This is a genomic window from Nonomuraea sp. IBHARD001 (genome assembly GCF_056106265.1).
Genome location: NZ_JBWBBW010000002.1, coordinates 6,097,731 through 6,115,272, shown reverse-complemented (window position 1 = coordinate 6,115,272; position 17,542 = coordinate 6,097,731). Strand labels below are relative to the sequence as shown.

General features: G+C 71.9%; 14 protein-coding genes. 5 read left to right on the top strand and 9 right to left on the bottom strand.

Translation table 11 applies throughout. The features are described from left to right. Positions 1 to 189: 189 nt before the first annotated feature. From ACTWNK_RS29870 to ACTWNK_RS29860, 3 genes are all read left to right on the top strand, one after another. Entirely contained in the window at positions 190 to 492 is a 303-nt protein-coding gene (locus ACTWNK_RS29870; protein WP_474307892.1) for a DUF485 domain-containing protein, read from the top strand. Next, positions 489 to 2,099 carry a solute symporter family protein gene (locus ACTWNK_RS29865; RefSeq protein ID WP_474307891.1) on the top strand — a complete coding sequence of 537 codons (1,611 nt, stop codon included), beginning with the start codon at positions 489 to 491 and terminating at the stop codon, positions 2,097 to 2,099. Before ACTWNK_RS29870 ends, ACTWNK_RS29865 begins: the two co-directional genes overlap by 4 nt. Positions 2,100 to 2,304: 205 nt before the next feature. Continuing rightward, entirely contained in the window at positions 2,305 to 3,291 is a 987-nt protein-coding gene (locus ACTWNK_RS29860; RefSeq protein ID WP_474307889.1) for an aldo/keto reductase, read from the top strand. Between the two features lie 98 nt (positions 3,292 to 3,389). Here ACTWNK_RS29860 and ACTWNK_RS29855 read toward each other — a convergent pair whose 3' ends face one another. Continuing rightward, the gene (locus ACTWNK_RS29855; protein ID WP_474307888.1) at positions 3,390 to 3,761 is read right to left on the bottom strand and encodes a hypothetical protein; all 372 of its coding nucleotides are present in this window, start codon (positions 3,759 to 3,761) and stop codon (positions 3,390 to 3,392) included. Positions 3,762 to 3,809: 48 nt separating this feature from the next. Beyond that, positions 3,810 to 4,211, bottom strand: coding sequence for a hypothetical protein (locus ACTWNK_RS29850; RefSeq protein WP_474307886.1), 402 nt, complete (start codon positions 4,209 to 4,211; stop codon positions 3,810 to 3,812). Positions 4,212 to 4,285: 74 nt separating this feature from the next. On the opposite strand from ACTWNK_RS29850, the gene ACTWNK_RS29845 reads away from it, so the two are divergent. Next, positions 4,286 to 8,038 (top strand): nSTAND1 domain-containing NTPase, encoded by a 3,753-nt coding sequence (locus ACTWNK_RS29845; RefSeq protein WP_474307885.1) that lies wholly within the window; start codon positions 4,286 to 4,288, stop codon positions 8,036 to 8,038. Positions 8,039 to 8,041: 3 nt separating this feature from the next. Here the strand turns inward: ACTWNK_RS29845 and ACTWNK_RS29840 are convergent, their stop codons facing one another. Genes ACTWNK_RS29840 through ACTWNK_RS29830 form a run of 3 tightly spaced genes read right to left on the bottom strand, consistent with a single transcriptional unit; the run spans position 8,042 to position 11,129 of the window. Further along, a complete protein-coding gene (locus ACTWNK_RS29840) occupies positions 8,042 to 8,971 on the bottom strand; it encodes an aldo/keto reductase (protein WP_474307883.1) in 930 nt (309 codons plus the stop codon). A 35-nt stretch (positions 8,972 to 9,006) separates the two neighbouring features. Then, positions 9,007 to 10,560, bottom strand: coding sequence for an MFS transporter (locus ACTWNK_RS29835; protein WP_474307881.1), 1,554 nt, complete (start codon positions 10,558 to 10,560; stop codon positions 9,007 to 9,009). Then, positions 10,557 to 11,129 carry a TetR/AcrR family transcriptional regulator gene (locus tag ACTWNK_RS29830; RefSeq protein ID WP_474307880.1) on the bottom strand — a complete coding sequence of 191 codons (573 nt, stop codon included), beginning with the start codon at positions 11,127 to 11,129 and terminating at the stop codon, positions 10,557 to 10,559. The genes ACTWNK_RS29835 and ACTWNK_RS29830 overlap by 4 nt, the downstream gene beginning before the upstream one ends. A 126-nt stretch (positions 11,130 to 11,255) precedes the next feature. On the opposite strand from ACTWNK_RS29830, the gene ACTWNK_RS29825 reads away from it, so the two are divergent. Further along, positions 11,256 to 11,810 carry a TetR/AcrR family transcriptional regulator gene (locus ACTWNK_RS29825; protein ID WP_474307879.1) on the top strand — a complete coding sequence of 185 codons (555 nt, stop codon included), beginning with the start codon at positions 11,256 to 11,258 and terminating at the stop codon, positions 11,808 to 11,810. Between the two features lie 9 nt (positions 11,811 to 11,819). On the opposite strand, the gene ACTWNK_RS29820 is transcribed toward ACTWNK_RS29825, so the two are convergent. The 4 genes from ACTWNK_RS29820 to polX all read right to left on the bottom strand — a co-directional run bounded on the left by ACTWNK_RS29820 (position 11,820) and on the right by polX (position 17,490). Beyond that, the gene (locus ACTWNK_RS29820; RefSeq protein WP_474307878.1) at positions 11,820 to 12,758 is read right to left on the bottom strand and encodes a GlxA family transcriptional regulator; all 939 of its coding nucleotides are present in this window, start codon (positions 12,756 to 12,758) and stop codon (positions 11,820 to 11,822) included. Positions 12,759 to 12,849: 91 nt separating this feature from the next. Continuing rightward, positions 12,850 to 14,337 carry a WS/DGAT/MGAT family O-acyltransferase gene (locus ACTWNK_RS29815; protein ID WP_474307876.1) on the bottom strand — a complete coding sequence of 496 codons (1,488 nt, stop codon included), beginning with the start codon at positions 14,335 to 14,337 and terminating at the stop codon, positions 12,850 to 12,852. 239 nt (positions 14,338 to 14,576) lie between these two features. Continuing rightward, a complete protein-coding gene (locus ACTWNK_RS29810) occupies positions 14,577 to 15,644 on the bottom strand; it encodes a sulfite oxidase (protein ID WP_474307874.1) in 1,068 nt (355 codons plus the stop codon). A gap of 154 nt (positions 15,645 to 15,798) precedes the next feature. Beyond that, a complete protein-coding gene (gene polX, locus ACTWNK_RS29805) occupies positions 15,799 to 17,490 on the bottom strand; it encodes a DNA polymerase/3'-5' exonuclease PolX (RefSeq protein WP_474307872.1) in 1,692 nt (563 codons plus the stop codon). Between the last annotated feature and the right edge of the window lie 52 nt (positions 17,491 to 17,542).

Sequence of the window (17,542 nt, the reverse complement as noted above, 5' to 3'; positions counted from 1 at the left end):
CTGGACCAACTAAACGCGGTCCGGCGGCGGCTCACCGAACATTCCGACTGTGCCTCTCCTCGCCGGGTAGTTTGCCCTCTTACCTTGTGCGTGATCCGCATCACACCCGCGGTAGGTCGAGGGTCCAGGCACCCGGCCCGCTCGGCCGACGAAGGAGGCCCGGTGACAACGCGACAACATGACTCGTCCGTGTACGAGCAAGTGCAGGCCAGCAGTGAGTTCCAGGAGCTGAAGCGCCGCTTCCGCGCCTGGACGTTCCCGATGACCGCGGCGTTCCTCGTGTGGTACCTGCTGTACGTGGTGCTGTCGGGCTGGGCGCGCGACTTCATGGGCATCAAGGTGATCGGCAACATCAACATCGCGCTGATCTTCGGCTTACTCCAGTTCGTCTCGACGTTCTGGATCGCCTGGGCCTATGCGAGACACGCGGGCAGGAAGATCGACCCGCTCGCCGACCAGCTCCGTCGCCAGGTGGAGGAGAAGTCCGAATGAGCTCACACCTCCTTGCGACCGTGCTGTTCCTCGCCTTCGTCGTCCTGACGCTGGTGATCACGTTCTGGGCGAGCAGGAACACCAAGACCGCGGCCGACTACTACGCGGGCGGGCGTTCGTTCACCGGCGTGCAGAACGGCCTGGCGATCGGCGGCGACTACATGTCGGCCGCCTCCTTCCTCGGCATCGCCGGGATCATCGCCCTGTCGGGATACGACGGCTTCCTGTACTCCATCGGCTTCCTGGTCGCCTGGCTGGTCGCGCTGCTGCTGGTGGCCGAGCTGATGCGCAACTCCGGCAAGTTCACCATGGCCGACGTGCTGGCCTTCCGGATGAGCCCGAGGCCCGTGCGCACGGCGGCGGGCGTCTCCACGATCACCGTCAGCATCTTCTACCTGCTGGCCCAGATGGTCGGCGCCGGAGCGCTGGTGACCCTGCTGCTCGGCGTCACCGACGCCAGGGGCAAGGCGCTGACGATCGTCGGCGTGGGCGTGCTCATGGTCATCTACGTCGTGGTCGGCGGGATGAAGGGCACCACCTGGGTACAGATCGTCAAGGCCGTGCTGCTCATGGGCGGCGCCGCGCTGATCACCATCCTGGTGCTGGCCAAGTCCGGCTTCAACCTCTCCGCCCTGCTCGGCGAGGCCGCCGCGCAGAGCCCCAAGGGCCAGGCCTTCCTCGAACCCGGGCTCAAGTACGGCACCGAGGCGCAGGGCATCTGGGGCAAGCTCGACCTGGTCAGCCTCGGCCTGGCCCTCGTGCTGGGCACGGCCGGACTGCCGCACATCCTCATCCGCTTCTACACCGTGCCCACCGCCAAGGACGCCAGGAAGTCGGTGCTCTGGGGCATCGGCATCATCGGCACCTTCTACCTGCTCACGCTCGTGCTCGGATTCGGCGCCGCGGCCCTGGTGGGCAGTGGCACGATCGCCGCCTCCGACAAGGCGGGCAACACCGCCGCGCCCCTGCTCGCCCAGGCGATCGGCACCGAGTTCTTCGGCTCGGTCGGTGGCACGGTCCTGCTGGCGCTCATCGGCGCGGTCGCCTTCGCCACCATCCTGGCCGTCGTCGCCGGGCTCACCCTGGCCTCCTCCTCCAGCTTCGCCCACGACCTCTACGCGCACGTGTTCAAGCGCGGCAAGGTCAGCGAGGGCGAGGAGGTGCTGGTCGCCCGGATCTCCGCCTTCGTCATCGGCGCGGTCGCGATCGGTCTCGGCATCCTGGCCCAGGGGCAGAACGTCGCCTTCCTGGTGGCCCTGGCCTTCGCCGTCGCCGCATCCGGCAACCTGCCCGCCATTCTGTACAGCCTGTTCTGGAAGCGCTTCAACACCGTCGGCGCGGTCTCGGCCATCTACGGCGGCCTGGTGTCGGCGCTGGTGCTGGTGATCTTCTCGCCGGTCGTGTCCGGGACCGGGGCCTCGCTGCTCAAGGACGTCGACTTCGCCGTCTTCCCGATGAGCAACCCCGGTCTGGTCTCCATCCCGTTCGGCTTCCTGGCCGGGTGGATCGGCACCAGGCTCAGCAAGGAGTACAACGCGGCCAAGTACGCCGAGATCGAGGTCCGCAGCCTCACCGGCGTCGGCGCCGAACAGGCCACCCCGCACTGATCCCCCAGTACGCCAGCCCCCAGTACGCCAGCCCCAGTACGGCAGGCCCCGGAACGCTCCCAGGCGGTCCGGGGCTCGCCTCTGCCGCTCGACGGCACCCGAGCCGACTTCGGCCCGGAACCGAACGTCGCACGGGCTTGACCTGGAGTGCGCTCCATCTCGCAGACTTTCGTTCAGCCCGACAGGGGGAACGAAGGGGAGTGCTGTGAAGTACACGACGATTGGCAGTGATCCGGCCACTCAGCGGCAGGTCAGCGTGCTCGCACTGGGCGCCATGCGATTCGGCTCGACCACGGACGAGGCGACGTCGTACGCGATCCTCGACCGGTTCGCCGAAGCGGGCGGCACGTTCATCGACACCTCGAACAACTACGCCTTCTGGGTCGACGGGGGCCAGGGCGGGCAGAGCGAGGAACTGCTCGGCCGGTGGCGGCGCAGCCGCGGAGTGGGCGACGAGATCGTCATCTCGACCAAGCTGGGCGCCAGGCCGCTGGCGCCGGGCACCGGGTACACCGACAATGCCGAGGGCCTGTCGGCCAAGGTGATCAGGGAGTCGGCCGAGCGCAGCCGCGAGCGGCTCGGCGTGGAGAAGATCGACCTGCTGTACTCCCACATCGAGGACCGTGCGGTCGCCCTTGAGGAGACGGTCGGGGCGTTCGGCGAACTGGTCGCCGAGGGAAGCGTCGGGCTGCTGGGCGTCAGCAACCACGCCGTCTGGCGGGTGGAGCGCGCCCGTGCGCTGGCCGCCGCCTCCGGGGTGGCGGGCTATGAGGTGCTGCAGTACCAGCACAGCCTGCTGCGTCCGCGTTCCGACGTGCCTTTCCCGCTGTTCGAGGACGGCAGCCTGGGCAGTGCGGGCGCCGATCTGCGGACCTACCTGCGGGCCGAGCCCGGCCTCACGCTGGTGGCGTACTCGCCGCTGCTCGGCGGGGCCTACTCCAGGGCGGACAAGCCGCTTCCGTCCGACTACGACCACCCCGGCACCGCCGCCCGGCTCGCCGTCCTGCGCGAGGTGGCCAAGGAGAGCGGGGCGAGCGTCGACCAGGTGGTGCTCGCCTGGCAGATCGGCGGCGACCTGCCGGTGATCCCGCTGGCCGGAGCCTCGTCGGTGGCCCAGCTCGAGGAGAACCTGGCCGCGGTGGACCTGGAGCTGACCCGGGACCAGCGCGAACGGCTGGACGCGGCGCACTAGGCGCCGCCCCGGGTGCTCGCGCCGTATGCCGGCACCCCACGGCCGACGGGGGCTCGTGGGGTGCCGGTGTCGTGCCGTCGCCCGGGACTTGGCCCGGGTCAGCAGCCGCGCAGGCCGTAGCGTCCCGGGTCGGCGTCGAACCAGCTGGGGGTGTGGACGTTCACCGCGGCCACGTAGCCGAAGTTGCCCCAGTGGTCGCCATGCGTGCCGTACCAGGTGTTGTTGCCGCCCGAGTGCTGGTCGCCCTTGGTCCAGCAGGTGAAGTAGCTCTCGGTGGTCTCCAGGACGTCGACCCATTCGCCTCCGGCGCCGGGCAGGTGGAGCAGGGTGACGGGCGCGTCGTTGGTGCAGTGCAGGCGTCCGTCGTGCGGGTCGACGCCGCAGGCCGCGGCCGAGGCGGGCGTCAGGGGGATGCCGAGCGCGGCGGCGCAGAGGGCGGTGAGCGCCAGGAGGCGCAGGTGCTTGGACATCGGGCGGGTGCCTTTCGCGCTGAATCTCTTCGTCGGACGGGTGCGGCGTCAGATGCGGTCGTAGTCCTCGTTCGTGCATTGGCGCAGTCGGGGGGCGGGGTCGACGATCGTGCTCACCTGCGATGCGGGCAGGAAGCCCCAGCCGCTGTAGCCGCCCAGGGCCTTGTCGCCTGCCGCGAGGTACCAGATGCTGTTGCCGCCGGAGTGGTACTGGGCGTCGATCCAGCACTCGAACCAGCTGAAGTCGGTGATCAGGACTCCCGACTCCTCCACGTGGAAGGCGCCGTCGACCCGCAGCAGCGAGTCCGGCGCGTTGCCGCACCACAACTTCCCGTCATCGCGCACCCCGCACTCGGCGGCAGCCGAGGAGGAGGCGGACGCGGGGGCGACGAGCACGGTGGCGAGGGCGGCGGCGAGGGCGGCGCCTGCGGCCAGAGGTCGGACGCGCATGGGAACTCCTTGAACGGACCGAGGCGAACACTCGCCCCGGGAGAGGGAAGCTCGTAACCTGTTGGCTACACAGCGTGTTCGTTCCGATCGTGCGGCTCCGGGCCCGCACGGCCAAGGAGGTGACCGTCTCCTTGCCCCACGGGCAACGGGAAACCCCCGCCGACCAGGGCGAACACAACCAGGGCCGAGCCTTCGGGCAACGGCTGAGGGCGTTGCGCGCCGAACGCGGAGTGTCGCTGGCCGAGCTCGCCCGCATGGTCCACTACAGCAAGGGCTACCTCAGCAAGATCGAGAACGGCCGCAAGCCGATCAGCTCGGACCTGGCCCGCCGATGCGACGAGGCGCTGGCGGCCGGAGGCACTCTGGTGGTGCTGGCGGGCGGGTCGGGGCGGCAGGCCGGGCTGTGCCCCTATCCCGGGCTCGCCGCCTTCGGGGCCGAGGACGCGCGCTGGTTCTTCGGCCGGTCGGCCCTGGTGGCGGCGCTGGTCCAACGGGTGGCCGAAGCCGGCCGCAGCGGCCTGGTCGCGGTCGTCGGCGCATCGGGCTCGGGCAAGTCCTCCCTCCTGCGCGCCGGCCTCCTGCCCGCCCTGGCCGGATCCGAGGTCCCCCTCCCCGGCCCGGGCCCCTGGCACGTCACGTTCATGACCCCCACCTCCACCCCCCTCCACGCCCTCCACACCGCCCTCACCCCCACGACCCCACCCGCTTCCGGTGGCCTCGTCCTGGTCGTCGATCAGTTCGAGGAGGCCTTCGCACTGTGTGACTCCCCGCAGGAGCGTGCCGCGTTCGTCGCCGCGCTGCACGCCCTGGCGCAGGGGGCGGGCGGTCGGCGGGCGGTCGTCGTCATGGGCGTGCGGGCCGACTTCTACGGGCACTGCCTGGCCCATCCCGAGCTGGCCGAGGCGATGCAGCACCGCCAGCTGGCCGTCGGCCCGATGACGCCCGAGGAGCTGCGTGAGGCGATCGCCGCACCGGCGCGAGCGGTCGGGCTCGAGCTCGAACCGGGGCTGGTCGAGCTGCTGCTGACCGACCTCGGCGCGGCGGGCGACGCCCGTACGGCATCGCCGGGCGCGCTGCCGCTGCTGGCCCACGCCCTGCGCGCGACCTGGCAACGGCGCAGCGGGCGCACGCTCACGGTCGAGGGCTACGGCCGCAGCGGCGGCATCAGGGGCGCGGTCGCGGCCACGGCCGAGCGCGTGTACCTGCGCCTGGACCCGGAGGCCCGAAGGGCGGCGCACACGCTGATGCTCCGCCTGGTCCACCTGGCGCCGGGCACCGAGGAGACCAGACGCCGCATGAGCAGGAGGGACCTGCTGGGCGAACGGCTGGGCGCCGGGCCGATGGCGGCCGTGCTCGACGACTTCACCAGGGCCAGACTGATCACCGTCGACGACGACAGCGCCGAGCTCACCCACGAGGCGCTGCTGCGCGCCTGGCCCAGGTTGCGCGCCTGGATCGAGGCCGACCGGGGCGGACTGCTGGTCGGCAGGCAGCTGGCCGAGGCCGCCGAGACCTGGCGGCGTGAGGGCCGCGATCCGTCGGCACTGTACCGGGGCACCAGGCTGGCGGTGGCGACGGAGTGGGCGCAGGAGGCCGACCTGCCCAAGGCCGGGCCGCTGGCCGCCGAGTTCCTCCAGGCCAGCCGCAGGCACGAGGACGACCGGCGCGAGGCCGAACGCCGCCGCACGACCAGGCTGCAGCGCCTCACGGTCGCGCTCGGCCTGCTGCTGGTGGTGTCGACGCTCGCCGGGGCCATGGCCGTGCACCAGGGCAGGCTGGCCGACCAGCAGCGGCAGGTCGCCCTCTCCCGCCAGCTCGCGGCCAGGGCCGAGACGCTGGCGTCGGCCAGGCCGGGCGACGCGATGGCGCTGGCGCTGCGGGCGCTCGGCCGGGCGGGCACGCAGGAGGCGAGAGGCAGCCTGCTGAGCGCCTACGCCCAGTACACCGCCGGGCAGCACGCCGGGCACGCGGGCGCGCTGTTCGGCGTGGACTACAGCGACGACGGACGCCTGCTGGCCACCGGCGGAAGGGACCGCACGGTCAAACTGTGGGACACGGGCTCGGCGGGCAAGGTGCTGGCCACGTTCGAGGGGCACACCGACGCGGTGCTCGACGTACGGTTCGCACCGGGCGGCCGGGTGCTGGCCAGCGCGGGAGCCGACGGGGGCGTGCGGCTGTGGGACGTCGCCTCCCGCAGGCCGCTGCGCGAGCTGAAGGGCATGCGGGAGGCGGTGCAGGCGCTGGCGTTCAGCCCGGACGGCCGCGTGCTGGCCGCCGCCGGCCGCGAAGGACGGCTGCTGCTGTGGCGCGTGCCGGACGGAGCCCCGCTGGGCGAGCTGACGGCGACGGCCGTAGGGACGGTGCGCGGCGCCGGGCTGCACGGCCCGCGCGAGGCGGGGTTCCACAGTGTGGCGTTCAGCCCGGACGGCGACCTGATCGCGGCGGTGGGTGGCGACGGAGTCCTGAGCGTGTGGGAGGCGGCGAGCAGGCGCCGCCTGAGCGCACGCGGGCGCGGCGGCGAAGCCGTGCAGGCGGTGGCCTTCGCGCCGGACGGCCGCATGGTCGCGACGGCGGGAAGGGACAAGGTGATCAGGCTGTGGCCCGCGCGGGCCGAAGGCGGCGGGCCGGTCGCCGAGCTGCGCGGGCACGCCGACGCCGTACAGGCCCTGGACTTCAGCCCCGACGGCGCCACCCTGGCCAGCGCGGGCCGCGACCAGGTCGTCAAGCTCTGGGACGTGGCCGCAGGCGAGGAGCGGGCCGAGCTGACCGGGCATGCCGGACCGGTCTACGGCGTGGCGTTCGCACCCGACGGCCGCACGCTGGCCACGGCGGGCGAGGACAGGGGAGCGCGGCTGTGGAGTGCGGCAGGGCGCCCGCTGGCCAGGCTGAGCGAGCCGCGCGAGGAGGCCAGGTGGGTGGCGTTCAGCCCGGACGGCCGCCTGCTGGCCACCGCGGGCGGCCGTGCCGTACGGCTGCGCGAGGTGGCGGGCAGGCAGATCGTGAGCACGCTCGACGGGCACGACGACGCCGTGCTCGGCGTGGCGTTCGCACCGGGGGGAGGCGTGCTCGCGACCTCCGCGTACGACCGCACGGTCAGGATGTGGGACCTCGCCACCGGGCGGGCCCGTGTGCTGCCCGGCACGGGCGGCCTGGTGTGGAGCCTGACCTTCAGCCCCGACGGCGCCCTGCTGGCCACGGCGGGCGACGACGGTGTGGTGACGGTGTGGGACGTCGCCTCCCGCACGGTCGCCGGTCGTCTGGACGCGCACGCCGGAGGCGTCTACGCGCTGGCGTTCAGCCCCGACGGGCGCACGCTGGCCACGGCGGGCGACGACCGGGTCGTGCGGCTGTGGGAGGTGGCGTCCGGCGCTCGCACGGGCGTGCTGGCCGGGCACACGGGCGTGGTGTTCGGCCTGGAGTTCAGCCCCGACGGCCGCAGGCTGGCCAGCACCGGCGACGACCGCACCGTGCGCCTGTGGGACGTCGCCGGGCGCAAGGCCGAAGGCACGCTGGGCGGCCGGTCCGACGCCGTGCTCGGCGCCGCGTTCAGCCCCGACGGGCGCATGATCGCCACTGCGGGCGACGAGCGCGCCGTACGCCTGTGGGACGCCGCCACCCGCCGGGTCGAGCTCACCCTGACCGGTCACACGGCCGCGGTGTGGGGGGTGGCCTTCAGCCCGGACGGGCGCACGCTCGTCACCGCGGGGGACGACCGGTCCCTGCGCTGGTGGAGCCTCACCGAGCCGTGGGTACGCGCCAGGGCGTGCGCGCTGACCGGTGCGGCCCTGACGTCGGGCGAACGCGCCGGGGCCGGGTGCGCCCGGTGAGCCTCACGGCTGCGAGGCGGTGTCCAATGCGGCCAGGTCGCCGGGCGTGAGCTCCAGCGTGACGGCGGCGAGCAGCGGCTTGAGCTGGGCGGTGTCGCGTGCGCTGGCGATGGGCGCGGTGACGGTGGGCTGGGCGGCCAGCCAGGCCAGCGCGACGGTCGCGGGCTCGACCCCGTGCGCGGCGGCGACCGAGGCCAGCGCCTGGAGCACCCGCGGCCCGCGCTCGGTCTCCAGGTAGAGCGCGGCCTTGCCCGCACGCGGGCTATCGACGGCCGCGCCCCCCGCGTACTTACCGGTCAGGAACCCCCTGGCCAGCGAGAAGTACGGCGTGCTGCCCAGCCCCTCACGGGCGACGACGTCCCGCAGTTCGCCCTCGTAGTCGCGTTCGAGGAGGTTGTAGTGCTGCTGCAGCGCGACATAGGCGGCCAGCCCCTTGTCACGCGAGATCGTCATGGCCTCGGCCAGCCGCTGCGGCCCGTAGTTGGAGGCGCCGACGTGGCGTACCTTGCCTTCGCGTACGAGCTCGTCGAGTGCGGTCAGGGTGTCGGCGATCGGCGTGTCGGCGTCGTCGACGTGCGCCCAGTACAGGTCGATCCGGTCGGTGCGCAACCGCGTGAGCGACGCCTCGACGGCGGTGCGCACGGTGGCGGGCGAGGTGCCCTCCAGGCCGGGCTTCATCCCGACCTTGGTCGCCAGGACGATACGGTCGCGGTTGCCGCGCTCGGCCATCCACTCGCCGATGATCAGCTCCGACAGCGACTCGCCCGCCACCCACGTGCCGTACAGATCGGCGGTGTCGACGAAGTTGCCCCCGGCCTCGGCATAGGCGTCGAGCACGGCGAACGACTGGTCGCGGTCGGCCGTCCAGCCGAACACGTTCCCGCCCAGGCAGAGCGGGAAGACGGACAGGTCGGTGCTGCCAAGAGATCTCATGCGCGGAGCCTATCCAGGGGCGGCCGGTCGGGAATTCAGTGGTCGAGCTTGGCCAGGTCGAGGCTGCGCGGCGTGAGCAGCCACACCGCCACCGTGGCCGCCCCCATCAGCGCGGCCCCCACGGCCCCGGTGACGGCCAGCGAGTCGCTGAAGGCCGTCTGCGCCTGGGCGGCCAGCTGCGCACCGGCGGCCCCGGCCTCCTTGGCCACCTCCAGGGCCCCGCCGATCGACTCGCGCACCACCTCGGCCGCCTGCCCGCTCACCCCTTCGGCCGCCAGCGTCGAGTACGGCAGCGCGGCCCGGTACACGATCGCGGCCACACTGCCGAGCACCGCGACGCCGAGCGCGCCGCCGAGTTCGTAGCTGGTCTCCTCGATGGCCGCGGCGCTTCCCGACTTCTCGGGCGGCGCACCGGCCATGATGACGGCCGACGCGATGGCCAGCGAGCCCATCCCGACGCCGATGAGCAGCAGCGCGAGCGCGACCGGCGGGTAGGTCAGCGGGCTGGGCGCGACGAAGAGGATGCCGAAGCCGAGCCCGGCCACCAGCAGGCCGCCCGCCAGCACGGTACGCGCGCCGATGCGGGCGGCGAGCGCGGGGGCCAGCGGGGACAGGATGCCCGCGCCCACCGCGGTCGGCAGCAGGCGCACGCCGGTCTCCAGCGGGGAGTAGCCCATGACGAGCTGCATCCACTGCGCCATCAGCAACATCATCGCCGCCATCGCGATCGAGGTGGTGATCGCGGCGATCGTGCCCGCGCTGAACGGCCTGGAGGCGAACAGCCTGATCTCCAGCAGCGGGTTCTCCCTGGTCAGGCAGCGCCTGACGAACCAGGTCAGGCAGACGGCCGCCACGGCAGCCGCGATGAGCGCGGCGGTGTCGGTCAGGCCCTCCTTGCCGAAATGCTTGATCGAGTACACCAGGGCGACCATGCCGACGATCGACAGCACGGTGGCCAGGGCGTCCCACGAGCCCGGGTTCGGGTTGCGCGACTCCGGCAGCAGGAACAGCCCGGCGACGATCGCGACGACCATGACGGGCACATTGACGAGGAAGGCCGCGTGCCAGCTGAACTTCTCCAGCAGCGCGCCGCCGAGGATCGGCCCGAGCGCGCCGCCGAGCGCCGCCATGGAGGCCCACACGCCGAGCGCGGTGGCACGTTCCTTCGGGTCGGTGAACAGATTGCGGATCATCGAGAGCGTGGACGGCATGATCATCGCCCCGCCGACGCCGAGCAGCGCCCGCACCACGATCACGGCCCCCGCGCTGTCGGCCCACAGGATGGCGAGCGAGGCCAGGCCGAACACCGTGAAGCCGGTCAGCAGCATGCGCTTGCGCCCCCACCGATCGCCGAGCGCGCTGACGGTGACCAGCAGCCCGGAGACGACGAGGGCGTAGACGTCGACCATCCACAGCAGCGAGATGGCGTCGGGCCGCAGGTCGGCGGAGATGGCGGGCAGGGCGACGTTGAGGATCGTCATGTCCATGACGACCAGCAGCAGGCTGGCCGACAGGACGGCGAGCCCGGCCCAGCGGCGTGGGTGCGGCGGTGGCACCGTGCCAGGTTCGGGCGTGGAAGCGAGCGTCATGAGTTCCCCCGGGTGGCGCAGCCGTGCATGAAGGTCTCGAGCATCAGCCGGGAGGCGTCCCGGCGTGCGACGTCCCCGCGTCGCAGGCTCTCGCGCACGGCGATGAGCAGGCCGTACAGACTGTCACTTACCCACCGGGCCGGCATGTCAGCCCGGATGACGCCGTGGCGCTGCGCGGCGGCGTACAGGGCGATCTCGTTGGCCTCCAGCCTCTCGGCCTCGGCGGTGAGGGCGGGATCGGCGGCCAGCGAGTGGTCGGTGAGCGCGAAACCGTAGTCCCCGGCGTGTACGGCGAGCACGTCGAGCAGGCGCAGCAGCGTCGACTCCACGGCCTCGCGGGTGTCGGCGGCCAGCGCCTGCGCCAGGCCGCACTCGTGCTGGATGCGGGCCCAGTCGCCGAGCGCGTGGTGGCCGAGTGCGGTGATGAGGTCCTCGCGGCTGGTGAAGTGGCGGTGCAGGGTGGCCCTGCTGACGCCCGCCGCCTCGGCGAGCTGTGCCATCGAGGCGGTGGGGGCGATGTTGAGGTGCCGTAGAGCCGCGGTGATGATCTGCTCCCTGGCGATGGCCATGATGCTTTCCTGTCGCAGATGAGACAACAATGTTGCAAACGATACATGATCGCATCAGGGCTTGCTCACCGTGGTCTTCCCTTGACGGCATGGAATACCAGCAGGACCTGCGGCTAAGGTTCGTCTGTGAGCAGCGCGGAGGACACCACAGATTCACGCACGCGGATTCTGGACGCGGCCGAGGAGCTGTTCGCAGGCGGGGGCTACGACGCCACGCCGACAGCCCTGATCGCCAAGCTGGCCAGGGTGCCCAAGGGGCTGCTGTTCCACTACTTCCCGCGCAAGATCGACGTGCTGGTCGCCCTGGTCGACGAGCGCACGCTGGTCGAGGAGAGCGCCGAGGTCGACGCGGTGCCCGGCGACGCGGCCGGCACGCTGTCCAAGCTGGCCAGGCGGCTGCCGTTGCGTGCCTCACCGGCGATGCGGCGCATCCTGTTCCGCGAGGCCGACACGCACGGCTCGGTGCGCGAGCGGCTGGGCAGGCTCAACGGGGAGCTGATCGGCCGGGCGAGGTTCGCCCTTGAGCTGGCCTCGCCCACCGCGCGCGGCGACGCGGCCAGGCTGGAGGTGGCGGCGGCGACGTTCGCCGCCGTGCTGCTCTACCAGGAGAACCTCTGCCAGCTCACCGGCCACCAGATCGACCCGGACAAGGTCGCCGAGCTCATCGCCGCCAGCCTCTAGGCCGGCCCCTCAGCGGAACTGGCGGCGGTAGGCGGCGGGCGTGGTGTGGGTGGCCTTGTGGAAGCGGCGCCTGAGGTTGACCGCCGAGGACAGGCCCACGCGCTGGGCGATGGTCTCGACGGGCAGGTCGGTCTCCTCCAGCAGCGACAGCGTGCTGGCGATGCGCCGGTCGAGCAGCCAGCGGCCCGGCGACAGGCCCATCTGCTCGGTGAAGTGCCGGCTCAGGGTGCGGGGCGACATGCCGGTCCTGGCCGCCATGTCCTCGATGGTGAGCGGGCGCTCCAGATTCTCGATGATCCAGTCCAGCAGCGGTGCGAGCGAGGCGGGCAGCGGCCCGTTGGTCGGCGGCTCGGCATTGCGGCGCTGGCAGCCCTCGCGGTGCGGCCCGGCCGAGAGCTGGCGGCCGATGCGCATCGCCAGTGCGGCGCCGTGCTCCTGCCTGACCTGGTTGAGGCAGAGGTCCATCGTGGTGGCCGTGGCCCCTGCGGTCGCCACGTCGCCGTGGTCGGTGTAGAGCACGCAGGTGTCCAGCCGCATCCTCGGGTACTGCCTGGTCAGGTCGTCGGCCAGCTCCCAGTGCGCCGCCGTCGTCCGGCCGTCGAGCAGGCCGAGCGAGGCGGGCACGTAGATGCCTCCGGCGATCGCGATGATCCGGGCGCCACGCGCGTGCGCGGCGAGCACGCCGTCGGACAGGCCCGCGATGAGGTCGGGGCACAGGCACCAACCGGCCAGCAGGATGGTGTCGGCCTCCCGCAGCGCCTCCAGCCCTCGTTCCACCACGATGTCGACGCCCATCGTGGTGCGTACCGGGCCGGGCTTCTCGGTGCACAGCGTGAAGTCGTAGTGCTGCGGGATGTCGGGACCGTGGTAGCCGAAGATCGCCGAGGCGCACGTCACCGGGTACATCTCCTGGATCGAGCCCACGACGGCCACCACACGATGCTTCATGGCACGAAAGTACCCTATTTTCGCGTTTCGGGCGTCTCCTACCTGTCCGTGAAATGACCACAATCTCGTGACATGGGTACCTTCTGGCCAGTCAGGCGGACAGCCGCTCGTGCTCGGACGCGCGGGCCGGCTCGGTGCGGGCGGGCTCCGTATGGGCGAGGAGTTCGTCCAGGGCGGCGCGCAGGGCGTCCATCAGGCGCTCCACGTCCGGCATGAGGGAGGGGCAGGCCACCAGGCCGAAGTCGAGCGAGCCGTCGTAGCCGAAGCAGGTGATCGCGAGGCCGCCGCTGAGGTCGGTCAGCGCCGACAGCGGGAAGTAGGACTCCACCCTGGCCCCGCACAGGTACAGCGGGAACTGCGGCCCCGGCACATTGCTGATGATGAGGTTCACCGGCGGGAAGGCCAGCGAGGCCAGCCGGAACAGCGCGGGCGTGGCCAGCCCTCCGGCGAAGGGCGGAATGATCGAGCACAGCTCGCCCAGCCAGTTCGCGGGCGCGAGGGCGAAGCGGCGCTTGGCCGTGCGCATGCTCGCCCTGACCGTGAGCAGCCGGTCGCGGGCGTCGGCCACGTCGGTGGCGATCGGCACGACCATGGCCGAGATCTGGTTGCCCACCGCCTCCTTCGCGCCCGCCGTGCGCACCGCCACCGGCACGGCGGCCACCAGCGGCGTGCCGGGCAGCGCGTCGCGCTCCCGCAGCCAGCTGCGCAGCGCCGACGCCGACAGGGCCATCACGACGTCGTTGACGCTCATCCCGAACGACCTGGCGACCCGCTTGACCTCGTGCAGCGGCAGCGAGCCCGAGGCGAAGACGCGCTCGGGACCGATCGGCCCGTTGAACGGCGTGCGGGGCGCGGCGAGCACCGGCAGCTCCGGCCGTGGCCGCTGGTCGCCCGCCAGGTAGCGCGCGGTTCTGGCCACCGTGGCCGCGCCCGGCAGTGCGGAGGCGACGGGCACGGCGTCGAGGTCGGCCGCGATCCTGCCCAGCGCGCGAGCCGCGCGCAACGGATGGGTGGCCGCGCCGCTCAGCGCCGCTGTGAGCTTGCCGAACAGACCCGGCTCCCGTACGGGGACGGGGTCGGGCGCGGGGGCGACCAGGCGGGGCTCGGGCGACAGGTCGAGCAGGGCGGCCAGCGTCTCGGCGCCCGACACCCCGTCGATGACCGCGTGGTGGACCTTCGTGTAGAGCGCGACCCGGCCCTGCGGCAGGCCGTGGATGAGGTACATCTCCCACAGCGGCCGGCCGAGGTCGAGCCCGACCTCGTGCAGCCGCGCGACCTCGGCGGCCAGGCCGCCGGGCTCGTCCAGCGTGCGCTCGAACAGATGGTTGTCCAGGTCGAAGTCCGGATCCTCGGCCCAGTACGGCCGGTCCAGGCCAAAGGGCACCTCGCTCAGGCGCATGCGCAGGGCGGGGGCCAGATGCAGCCGCTCGTGCAGCAGCGAGACCAGGGCCGCACGGGTGACCACACCGGACGGCGCGCAGCTCGGGTCGAGAATCGCGACCCCTGCCACATGGGCGGTGGTCGTGCTCGATTCGGCGTGCAGGAACTGGGCGTCGAGTGCGGTCAACTGCTGGGACATGCGGCCTCTCCCGTGCTGGCTTTCCGTGTCGGCCCGGTCTTCCGTGTCGGCGTGCTGTCCATCCTCACGCCGGTTCGTTTCCTGGGCGTTTCCACAGGCGTACCGCGAGAGTCTTTCAGATGAAATCGGCGACTTCGTCACCGAGCTGCTTGTCGCTTCGTGATTCAGTTGTGATCGAGCACTGCTAGGTCGCGTTTGCGCACGTCGAGCCAGGTGTGCAGAAAATTGGTGAGATTTGGCTATCTGGGGGTCACCCAGATGGGATGGCGCACCACGCCGTCGTAGTGATAGCCGAAGGCGTTCGCCGCCGCGGTGAGCGGCTGGGTACGGCCGTGCTCGTCGGTAGCCCTGGCCATCAGCACGTGCGGGCCGTGCTCGGTGGGCAGCCAGTCGATGTGCCAGGTCGCCCACGCCCCGACCAGGTGTTTCCTGCTCGGCTCGGCCGTACGCCAGGTCGTTCCGCCGTCGAGGCTGACCTCGACCCTGGCGATCCTGCCGGTGCCCGACCACGATCGGCCGTGCAGCACGTGGTGGCGTCCGGCGGGGATCATCGCCTCCCACTCCAGCTCGAACGCGCTGCGGACCGGGGTGGTCGTGACGCCGGGGTAGAACAGCGTGTTCCACGGCGAGTGCAGCGCCTCGGTCGACACCTCCAGCTCGCCCAGCCACTTGATGGAGGCGATGCCCGCCCAGCCGGGCACCACCAGCCGGGCCGGGAAGCCGTGGTCGGCGGGCAGTGGCCGCTCGTTCATCTCGTAGGCGACCAGGACGTCGTCGAGCGCCTTGGCGACGGGCAGCGGCCTGCGCACGTGGCCGAGGTCGGCGCCGTCGCAGACGAAGGGCGCGTCCAGGCCGGTGGCCAGCACGTCGACGGCGTCGGGGCGCAGTCCGGCCAGGTCGAGCACGTCGGAAAGGAGCGCTCCACGCCAGCGCGCCACGCCCACCGCGCCGAGCCGCCACTGGGTGCCGGGCCGGTGCTCGCCCTGCTGGGTGTCGTAGAAGGCCCGGCCGTTGCCCGCGCACTCGATGGCGGCGTCGAACGTGCGCGCGGGCAGGGCGAGCAGCTGCTCGTAGGACAGGCTCACCGGGCTGCGCACGCCCGAGCCGTGCAGGCGCAGCGACCAGGTGTCGGCGTCGACGATCGGCGTGGCGGTGTGGTTGCGGACGAAGAACCGGTCGGTCGGCGTGTGGTAGCCCTGGCCTCGCATCGCCTCCCAGCGCATCTCGGCGCTGCCGTCCCGCTCGACGTAGAGATCGGGCGGCAGGGGTTTGACGATCGTCTTGGTCACCTGGCCGATGCCTTCCATCGGACCACCTCTCCTTGAATCCCTTAATCCCTACCAATAAACCATAAAATGGGAACGCCTGGGTGAGTCGTCGCCGCCTGTGCGTCTCTCCATTACAGAGATGTGCCCTCTACGTCACCTTTCATCACCTGGAGGGCATCGACCTGCCCACCGGTCAGCCCTTGTCGAAGAACGCCAGCAGCCGGTCGAGCGGCCAGGTGTTGATCACGTCGTCGGTGGTCAGCCAGGCCCGCTGGGCGATGCCGATGCCGTAGCGCTGGTTGTCCAGGTGCGGGATGGCATGGGAGTCGCTGTCGATGGAGAACTTCACGCCGTGGTGCTTGGCCAGCCGGACGAGATCGGCGGGCAGGTCGGAGCGGTCGGGGAAGGAGTCGATCTCCATGGCCGTGCCGGTGCGCGCGGCGGCGCGGAAGACGGCCTCCCAGTCGGCGTCGACCGGCGGGCGCTTGCCGATCTTGCGCGTGGTGGGATGGCCGATGACGTCGACGCCCGGATTCTCGCAGGCCGCGATGAAACGCCTGGTCATCTCCTCGCGCGACTGGTTGAAGTGCGAGTGCACCGAGGCCACGCACACGTCGAAGCCGTCGAGCACGTCGAGCGGCCAGTCGACCGAGCCGTCCGGGGCGATGTTGAGCTCGCTGCCGTGCAGCAGGCGCATGTCCGGGCACGACTCCTGCAGCCGGCGCAGGGCCGCGCGCTGCTCCAGCGCCTTGTCCAGCGTCATGCGCTGCATCGCCAGGTCGGGGGCGTGGTCGGTGACGGCATAGTAGGAGTAGCCCCGGGCCCGCGCGGCGGCCACCATGTCCTGCAGCGAGGCGATGCCGTCGGTCAGGTCGGTATGGGTGTGCAGGTCGCCGCGCAGGTCGGCCAGCTCCACCAGCACCGGCAGCTCCCCGCGCAGCGCGGCGCGCACCTCGCCGCCGTCCTCGCGCAGCGGCGGCGGGACGTACTGCAGGCCGAGCGCGGTGTAGATCTCCTCCTCGTCGGCCGCGGCGATCACGCGCTCGCCCTCGAACAGGCCGTACTCCGACAGCTTCCAGCCCTTCTTCACCGCGATCTCGCGGATGGCCACATTGTGCTCCTTGGAGCCGGTGAAGTACTGCATCGCCGCCCCCCACGAGCCCTCGGGGATCAGCCGCAGGTCGACCTGGATGCCGGAGGTGGTGCGCACCGAGGTCTTCTTGTCGCCCGCCGCGATGACATCGGCCACATAGGGCTGGGCGCGGAACGACTCCATGATCGACTCGTCGGCCACCGCGAGGATGTCGATGTCGCCGATCGTGTCCTTCATCCTGCGCAGCGACCCGGCGTATGCGATGCGCACGGTCGCGTCGCGCAGGGAGGCGATGACCTTCTCGGCCAGGTCCATGGCCCTGCCGATGTGCACGCGGGCGCCCGCCTGCTCCATCTGCTCGATGCCCTTGAGCAGATTGGCCTCGGTCTTGGCGCCGAAGCCCTTGAGCCCGGCGAGCCTGCCCTGCGTGATGGCCTCGGCCAGCGCGGCGGGGGAGTCGATGCCGAGCTCCTCGAACAGGAAGACGGCCTTCTTCGGCCCGAGCGTCGGCACCCTGGTCAGCCTGCGCACGCCGTCGGGCACCCGGGCGCGCAGGTCGTCGAGCTGGCGGAAGCCGCCGCGCTGGAGGAACTCCTCCATCTTCTTGGCGATGGCCTCGCCCACGCCCGGCACCTCGCGCACGTCGACGACCGAGATGTCCTCGGGGAAGCCGGCGATGGCCTTGGCGGCCTTCTGGTAGCTGCGCACGCGGAAGGCGTCGCCGCCGGTCAGCGCGAACAGCTCTGCGTATTCCTCGAGTGCGGCGGCCGCCTCGTCGTTTGCCCGTGCCATAAGGCCAGCTTAGAGCCCGGCACCGACAGGAAGGCGAGGCCGAGGGGCCGCT

Excerpts from the sequence above, each read along its gene's own strand:
- ACTWNK_RS29865 (WP_474307891.1), top strand. The coding sequence starts at position 489 with ATGAGCTCACACCTCCTTGCGACCGTGCTGTTCCTCGCCTTCGTCGTC.
- ACTWNK_RS29855 (WP_474307888.1), bottom strand. The coding sequence starts at position 3,761 with ATGTCCAAGCACCTGCGCCTCCTGGCGCTCACCGCCCTCTGCGCCGCC.
- ACTWNK_RS29850 (WP_474307886.1), bottom strand. The coding sequence starts at position 4,211 with ATGCGCGTCCGACCTCTGGCCGCAGGCGCCGCCCTCGCCGCCGCCCTC.
- ACTWNK_RS29840 (WP_474307883.1), bottom strand. The coding sequence starts at position 8,971 with ATGAGATCTCTTGGCAGCACCGACCTGTCCGTCTTCCCGCTCTGCCTG.
- ACTWNK_RS29835 (WP_474307881.1), bottom strand. The coding sequence starts at position 10,560 with ATGACGCTCGCTTCCACGCCCGAACCTGGCACGGTGCCACCGCCGCAC.
- ACTWNK_RS29830 (WP_474307880.1), bottom strand. The coding sequence starts at position 11,129 with ATGGCCATCGCCAGGGAGCAGATCATCACCGCGGCTCTACGGCACCTC.
- ACTWNK_RS29820 (WP_474307878.1), bottom strand. The coding sequence starts at position 12,758 with ATGAAGCATCGTGTGGTGGCCGTCGTGGGCTCGATCCAGGAGATGTAC.
- ACTWNK_RS29815 (WP_474307876.1), bottom strand. The coding sequence starts at position 14,337 with ATGTCCCAGCAGTTGACCGCACTCGACGCCCAGTTCCTGCACGCCGAA.
- ACTWNK_RS29810 (WP_474307874.1), bottom strand. The coding sequence starts at position 15,644 with ATGGAAGGCATCGGCCAGGTGACCAAGACGATCGTCAAACCCCTGCCG.
- polX (WP_474307872.1), bottom strand. The coding sequence starts at position 17,490 with ATGGCACGGGCAAACGACGAGGCGGCCGCCGCACTCGAGGAATACGCA.